This is a genomic window from Citrobacter sp. Cf136 (assembly GCF_030333815.1).
Lineage (GTDB): Bacteria > Pseudomonadota > Gammaproteobacteria > Enterobacterales > Enterobacteriaceae > Citrobacter > Citrobacter freundii.
On record NZ_JAOWFE010000039.1, the window covers coordinates 78,980 to 85,604 of the forward strand.

Annotated in this window: 7 protein-coding genes and 1 tRNA gene; 2 read left to right on the top strand and 6 right to left on the bottom strand. The window is 51.1% G+C overall.

Features of this window, described 5'->3' with window-relative positions; translation table 11 throughout:
* Window positions 1–45: 45 nt before the first annotated feature.
* From OGV98_RS18765 to ilvL, 4 genes are all read right to left on the bottom strand, one after another.
* Entirely contained in the window at window positions 46–975 is a 930-nt protein-coding gene (locus OGV98_RS18765) for a branched-chain amino acid transaminase (RefSeq protein ID WP_003018014.1), read from the bottom strand.
* Between the two features lie 17 nt (window positions 976–992).
* Window positions 993–1,256, bottom strand: a complete 264-nt coding sequence (gene ilvM, locus OGV98_RS18770) for an acetolactate synthase 2 small subunit (protein WP_003018017.1) — start codon at window positions 1,254–1,256, stop codon at window positions 993–995.
* Window positions 1,253–2,899 (bottom strand): acetolactate synthase 2 catalytic subunit, encoded by a 1,647-nt coding sequence (ilvG, locus tag OGV98_RS18775; RefSeq protein ID WP_003841174.1) that lies wholly within the window; start codon window positions 2,897–2,899, stop codon window positions 1,253–1,255. The genes ilvM and ilvG overlap by 4 nt, the downstream gene beginning before the upstream one ends.
* Before the next feature lie 139 nt (window positions 2,900–3,038).
* A complete protein-coding gene (gene ilvL, locus OGV98_RS18780) occupies window positions 3,039–3,137 on the bottom strand; it encodes an ilv operon leader peptide (protein WP_001311244.1) in 99 nt (32 codons plus the stop codon).
* A 352-nt stretch (window positions 3,138–3,489) separates the two neighbouring features.
* Here ilvL and OGV98_RS18785 point away from each other — a divergent pair, with 352 nt between their 5' ends.
* Complete coding sequence (locus tag OGV98_RS18785; protein ID WP_054528914.1) at window positions 3,490–5,010, top strand: YifB family Mg chelatase-like AAA ATPase; 1,521 nt, start codon at window positions 3,490–3,492, stop codon at window positions 5,008–5,010.
* Between the two features lie 24 nt (window positions 5,011–5,034).
* Here OGV98_RS18785 and maoP read toward each other — a convergent pair whose 3' ends face one another.
* Complete coding sequence (maoP, locus tag OGV98_RS18790) at window positions 5,035–5,373, bottom strand: macrodomain Ori organization protein MaoP (RefSeq protein WP_003018025.1); 339 nt, start codon at window positions 5,371–5,373, stop codon at window positions 5,035–5,037.
* A gap of 106 nt (window positions 5,374–5,479) precedes the next feature.
* On the opposite strand from maoP, the gene hdfR reads away from it, so the two are divergent.
* Complete coding sequence (hdfR, locus tag OGV98_RS18795; protein WP_085952510.1) at window positions 5,480–6,325, top strand: HTH-type transcriptional regulator HdfR; 846 nt, start codon at window positions 5,480–5,482, stop codon at window positions 6,323–6,325.
* A 99-nt stretch (window positions 6,326–6,424) separates the two neighbouring features.
* Here the strand turns inward: hdfR and OGV98_RS18800 are convergent.
* Window positions 6,425–6,500: transfer RNA gene (locus OGV98_RS18800), tRNA-Trp, on the bottom strand.
* Window positions 6,501–6,625 lie beyond the last annotated feature (125 nt).

Below are 6,625 nucleotides of genomic sequence, written 5' to 3' on the forward strand. Positions count from 1 at the left end.
GTCTGTCTAATAATTGGGACGGTGCGTGCCGTCCCAAATTTATGTTTATTGATTAACCTGATCCAACCAGCCGTATTTATCTTCCGTTTCACCAGTGAAGAGGCCAAAGAAGGCCTGCTGGATGCGTTTGGTGACCGGACCGCAGCGGCCTTCGCCCACCTGGATACCATCGACGCTGCGTACTGGGGTGATTTCGGCCGCGGTACCGGACATGAACACTTCGTCGGCCAGGTACAGCGACTCACGGGACAGCACCTGCTCACGCACTTCGATATCGAGATCTTTCGCCAGCTTAATGATCGCGTCACGGGTGATACCCGGCAGTGCAGAAGAGGTAAACGGCGGGGTAAACAGAATGCCGTCTTTTACTTCAAACAGGTTTTCACCCGCGCCTTCAGAGATGTAACCATTCACATCCAGGGCAATGCCTTCCTGATAGCCATGACGACGCGCTTCACTACCCACCAGCAGCGAAGACAGATAGTTACCGCCCGCTTTAGCCGCTGTAGGGATGGTGTTCGGCGCAACGCGGTTCCAGGAAGAAACCATCGCGTCGATCCCCTGTTCCAGCGCTTCAGCACCAAGGTAAGCGCCCCACGGGAACGCAGCGATGATCACGTCAGTGGTGTATCCCGCTGGCGGGTTAACGCCCATCCCCACGTCGCCAACAAACACCAGCGGACGGATATAGGCGCTGGTCAGATTGTTTTTACGAATCACCTCACGGCAAGCTTCCATCAGCTCATCAACGCTCTGAGAAACCGGAAAACGATAGATCTTGGCTGAATCACGCAGACGCTGCATATGTTCGCGATGACGGAACACCACCGGCCCTTTGTGAGAATCGTAGCAACGGATGCCTTCAAATACAGAAGTACCGTAGTGCAGCGCGTGGGACATCACGTGAACCTTAGCGTCTTCCCAACGAATCATCTCGCCATTAGACCAAATGTAATCAGCTTTTTTCGTCGTCATTTTTCTTCCTTTTGCGCTCAGGCGCGGATTTGTTGTGATGTGGTTGTGCTCTGGCAGATAGCAACATGTGCAACGTCTACCAGTTTACTTAACTGACTAAACAGTAAGTCGACCGACCGGGGGCTGGCAACGGTCAATTCGATATTTATATTCTGCGCATCGCTGGCTGCTTCCATATTCATGGAGCACACCTGAAAACCGCGATGGCGTACCACGCGTAAAACACGTTCTAACGTTTCCGGATTGAACCGAGCCTCAACGGCGACCTGATGTTGCATCATGATAATTTCTCCAGCATTTCTGAGTTACTGGCACCTGGCGGTACCAGAGGCCAGACATTCTCAAGTTCGTCGATTGAGACATGAAGCAGGTATGGCCCCTCGCTGTTCAGCATGGTGTCGAGTGCCGCTTCAACCTGGTCTTTACGGGTGATGTGTTGACCTGGGATGCCGAAGGCACTGGCCAACATGAGGAAATCGGGGTTATCGGTAAGGGTGGTTTCGCTATAACGTTCCTGGAAAAACAGCTGCTGCCATTGTCGCACCATGCCTAACCGCTGGTTGTCGAGTAAAACTATCTTCAGCGGCAACTGCTTGCGTTTTACGGTGCCGAGCTCCTGTACATTCATCATGAAGGAACCGTCACCGGAGATACAGATTACCGTATCGTTCGGGCGAGCAACCTGCGCTCCAACCGCTGCTGGCAAGCCAAAGCCCATCGTGCCCAGGCCGCTCGAGGTGATAAAATTTTCCGGGCGGGTGTAGGTCATATGCTGCGCCGACCACATCTGATGCTGGCCAACATCCGTTGTCACTACGCTGTCCGCGGGTTTGCGATCGGACAACTGCTTCAACAACAGTGGCGCGTAGATAGCCTCACCGGGATGATCATAGCGCCAGGTATGCTCTGTGCGCAGTTCAGCACTATGCTGACGCCATGCGTCAATCTTCAGCGATTGCTGCAATGCCGGCAGCAGAGAATTTAAATCACCCTGCAATGCTACGTGCGCCTGGCGCAGCTTGTTCATTTCCGCAGGGTCGATATCCATGTGGATCACGCTGGCGTTTGGTGCGAAGGTATTCAGCTTGCCGGTTACCCGGTCATCAAAACGCGCGCCCACTGCAATCAGTAAATCACATTCTTGCACCGCGAAATTTGCCGCTTTAGTGCCGTGCATTCCCAACATACCCAAATAGTATGGGTAGTCAGCCTCTACTGCGCCCAGCCCCTTCAACGTGCAGGCGACCGGCATTTGGGTTACCGCGATAAATTCACGCAGGGCCGGGACCGCCTGCGCCATACCAACGCCGCCACCTACGTACAGGATAGGTTTCTGCGCTTGTGCCAGCATTTTACGCGCCTGCTCAACGTCAGCGTGCGGGAAAACCTCTACGTTTTTGACTGTCGTAAAATACGGCTCCAGCGTACCGCTGGCCAATTGGATGTCTTTCGGGATATCAACCAGAACCGGCCCCGGACGACCGGAATTCGCCACAGCAAAAGCTTCAGCCATGATGCGCGGCAGCTCTTCCAGTGACTGCACCAGGAAACTGTGTTTGGTGCAGGACAGAGACATACCCAGAACGTCCACTTCCTGGAACGCATCCGTTCCGATGAAAGATGATGCCACCTGGCCGGTGATCGCCACCACAGGAACTGAATCTAACAGCGCATCGGCAAGGCCCGTGATCAGGTTGGTAGCACCAGGCCCGGAAGTGGCGATACACACGCCGGTTTTACCGGTCGCACGGGCATAGCCAATTGCTGCCATTGCCGCGCCCTGCTCGTGTCGGCACAACAGGTGTTCTACGCCGCCGTCATATAACGCATCGTAAACAGGCATAATTGCGCCACCAGGATAACCAAAGACGGTTTGAACCCCTTGTGCACGCAACGCATGTACCACCCACTGTGCCCCATTCATAGTTACATCCCCGCCGTAAATCTTGAGAAACAGAATTTTATGCTACCGTTCACTTTCTGCTCCTCGTGTATGTTTTTAAGGTCAAAAAAAACCCCCGGACCTTTCGGTGCGGGGGTCTTAGTTCGTTAAGGCTTGTTTTCTAAGCCTTTCCTCGTCCAAGTGCAGCCCCGCACGGTGGGATAATAATCACCACCACGCTAATCACGACCAGGCTAATCACTCGTAGAAGGGCTGTCATTTTTGTATTTTCTTGCATCTTGTTCGAAGGAATACCTAAAGAGTTACCATAGAATTTGCAAATGACACAAGATATTTTTTTATTCGTTTTTCTGACGACGTTAACGGTTTAGATAAATATCGTTGTTTTTTAAACAAAAAATCAAAGGTGAAAATATTTCACGTTTCAGGTGATTCTCGGCTACCCATTCCCTACTAAAAATGCCATGCAAAAGCGTTTGCGAGCGCTATTCCAGACTTAATGTAATCAGTGTTGAGCTACATAAAAACACGGGAATAAGCCTCTAAAAACCGTAATTATGTGAAATCTTGCAGCGATGTATTGCGACATAATGCTTTCATCAGGAGGGCTTATGTCACTATCGATTGTTCACACACGCGCTGCGCTGGGCGTGAATGCGCCAGCCATTACCATCGAGGTACATATCAGCAATGGTTTGCCTGGTTTAACCATGGTGGGATTACCCGAAACAACGGTAAAAGAGGCCCGCGATCGGGTTCGCAGTGCGGTAATTAATAGCGGTTATGAATTCCCGGCAAAGAAGATAACCATAAACCTCGCTCCGGCCGATCTCCCAAAAGAAGGGGGACGATATGATTTACCTATCGCAGTTGCGCTTCTGGCCGCTTCTGAGCAGCTTACTACCCATAATCTCGATACATATGAGCTGGTAGGCGAATTAGCGCTTACAGGTGCGTTACGCGGCGTTCCCGGTGCGATATCAAGTGCAACCGAAGCCATTCGCGCAGGCAGGAGAATTATTGTCGCAAAAGAGAATGCAGCTGAAGTTGGACTAATACAGGGTGAAGGGTGCCTCATAGCCGATCATCTACAGGCAGTATGCGCATTCCTCGAAGGTAAGCATGATTTAGACAGACCATCATCAGCAGATTTTATCCCCTGCGCATTAGCAGATGATCTGAGCGATGTTATCGGCCAGGAACAGGGTAAACGCGGGCTGGAGCTTACCGCAGCTGGCGGTCATAACCTCATACTCATCGGCCCTCCGGGTACGGGTAAGACTATGCTGGCCAGTCGCCTGAGAGGATTGCTTCCGCCACTGAGTAACGATGAGGCACTGGAAAGCGCCGCGATTCTTAGTCTGGTCAATTCCGACACGCTACAGAAACAGTGGAAACAACGCCCTTTTCGCTCTCCGCATCACAGTGCTTCATTAACCGCCATGGTCGGTGGAGGCTCTATTCCTGCGCCAGGCGAGATCTCTCTGGCGCATAACGGCATACTATTTCTGGATGAACTACCCGAGTTTGAGCGGCGCACGCTGGATGCACTGCGCGAACCCATTGAGTCCGGACAGATACATCTATCCCGCACCAGAGCAAAAATCACCTATCCCGCTCGCTTTCAACTCATAGCCGCTATGAATCCCAGCCCAACAGGCCATTATCAGGGGAACCATAACCGCTGTACCCCAGAGCAGACGCTACGCTACCTCAATCGATTATCAGGTCCATTTCTTGACCGCTTCGATCTCTCTCTCGAAATCCCTTTGCCACCGCCCGGGATACTCAGCCAGAACCAGGTAAAAGGGGAAGATAGCGCAACGGTGAAGCAACGTGTTATGGCAGCGCGAGATCGTCAGTATCGACGACAAAATAAGTTAAACGCGCATCTGGACAGTCAGGATATCCATAAATACTGTCCACTGCGCAGTGACGATGCACAGTGGCTTGAAGAAACGCTCGCGCATCTCGGATTATCCATCCGCGCCTGGTTACGCCTGATAAAGGTTGCTCGAACGATCGCGGATATAGAACAATCTGACCATATCTCTCGCCAGCACTTACAGGAGGCTGTTGGGTATCGGGCGATAGACAGATTACTCATTCATTTGCAAAAACTACTGGCATAAAAAAAGGGCTTTCGCCCTTTTTTATTAATCATCAGATTCGGTGTAGTCTTCCGCACCTTCCACCTGAGGTTTCCCGCCAGACAGCGTGTGGAAGCGTTTTGGACGCTTAATGCGCGTCATGTATTTGGACCACACACGTTCAGCTTCGGTAACCGGTTCGCGCTCACCACGGCATACCGCAACAAACAGTTTTTCTTCTTCCGTTACCGGCTCACGCTTGCCCAGATCCAGCTCGTTGAAAGCATAACCGTGACGCTCAAGCAGTTGTGCTTCTTTAATGGTGAAATCACCATGACGGGAGAATCCGCGGGGATAATATTTATTATCGAAATATCGATTAGTCGTCGTAAAGCTTTCCGCCATCCTGCACGCTCCTAATTCTTTGGCCGAGCTATTTATGGCGCGGAGTATTAGTTACGCTTGACAGAGCGTCAAACAAAAGATTTAAATCATAACGACAAATAATTTTATGGAGCGAGTTGTGGATACGGAATTGTTAAAAACTTTCCTGGAAGTTAGCCGGACACGCCACTTTGGCAGGGCTGCTGAAGCGCTCTATCTGACCCAATCAGCGGTTAGTTTCCGGATCAGACAACTGGAAAATCAATTGGGTGTAAACCTGTTCACCCGACACAGAAACAATATCCGTTTAACCGCTGCAGGTGAAAAATTACTGCCTTACGCTGAAACGCTGATGAATACGTGGCAAGCCGCACGTAAGGAGGTTGCGAATACCTCGCGGCATAACGAGTTTTCTATTGGTGCCAGCGCATCCCTCTGGGAATGCATGCTTAATGGCTGGCTGGGGCGTTTGTACCAATCCCAGGAGCCGCAATCCAGCCTGCAGTTTGAAGCGAGGATCGCTCAGCGACAGTCGTTAGTAAAACAGCTCCATGAACGACAGCTTGATCTACTGATTACTACCGAAACGCCCAAAATGGACGAATTTAGCAGCCAACTGTTGGGATATTTCACGCTGGCGCTCTATTGCAGTTCTCCTTCGCAAACCAAGGATGAACTGAATTATCTGCGTCTGGAATGGGGACCTGACTTTCAGCAACACGAAGCGGGATTGATTGCGGGAGATGAAGTGCCGGTACTCACCACCAGTTCGGCAGAATTGGCCAGGCAGCAACTTTCAGTCCTTAGAGGCTTTAGCTGGCTTCCGGTCAGTTGGGCTAAAGGTAAAAGCGATCTCCATACGGTTACTGACAGTACAACCCTTTCGCGCCCGTTATATGCAGTTTGGCTGCAAAACAGCGATAAACATGCGCTGATTTGCGACTTGCTGAGAACGAATATTCTGGAAGATTAAAGAAAATACGGGCAAGGATGCCGGGAATAAAACAATTGGAAGGCACAGCGCAAATTGCAGATAAAAAAAATCCTTAGCAAGAATGCTAAGGATTGTTTCTGGCAGGGGCGGAGAGACTCGAACTCGCGACACCCGGTTTTGGAGACCGGTGCTCTACCAACTGAGCTACGCCCCTAAATTTTTTTATCATTAAGCCTGCTTAGTAGCAGGCTTAATTTTCTAATAAGTGGCGGAACGGACGGGACTCGAACCCGCGACCCCCTGCGTGACAGGCAGGTATTCTAACCAACTGAACTACCG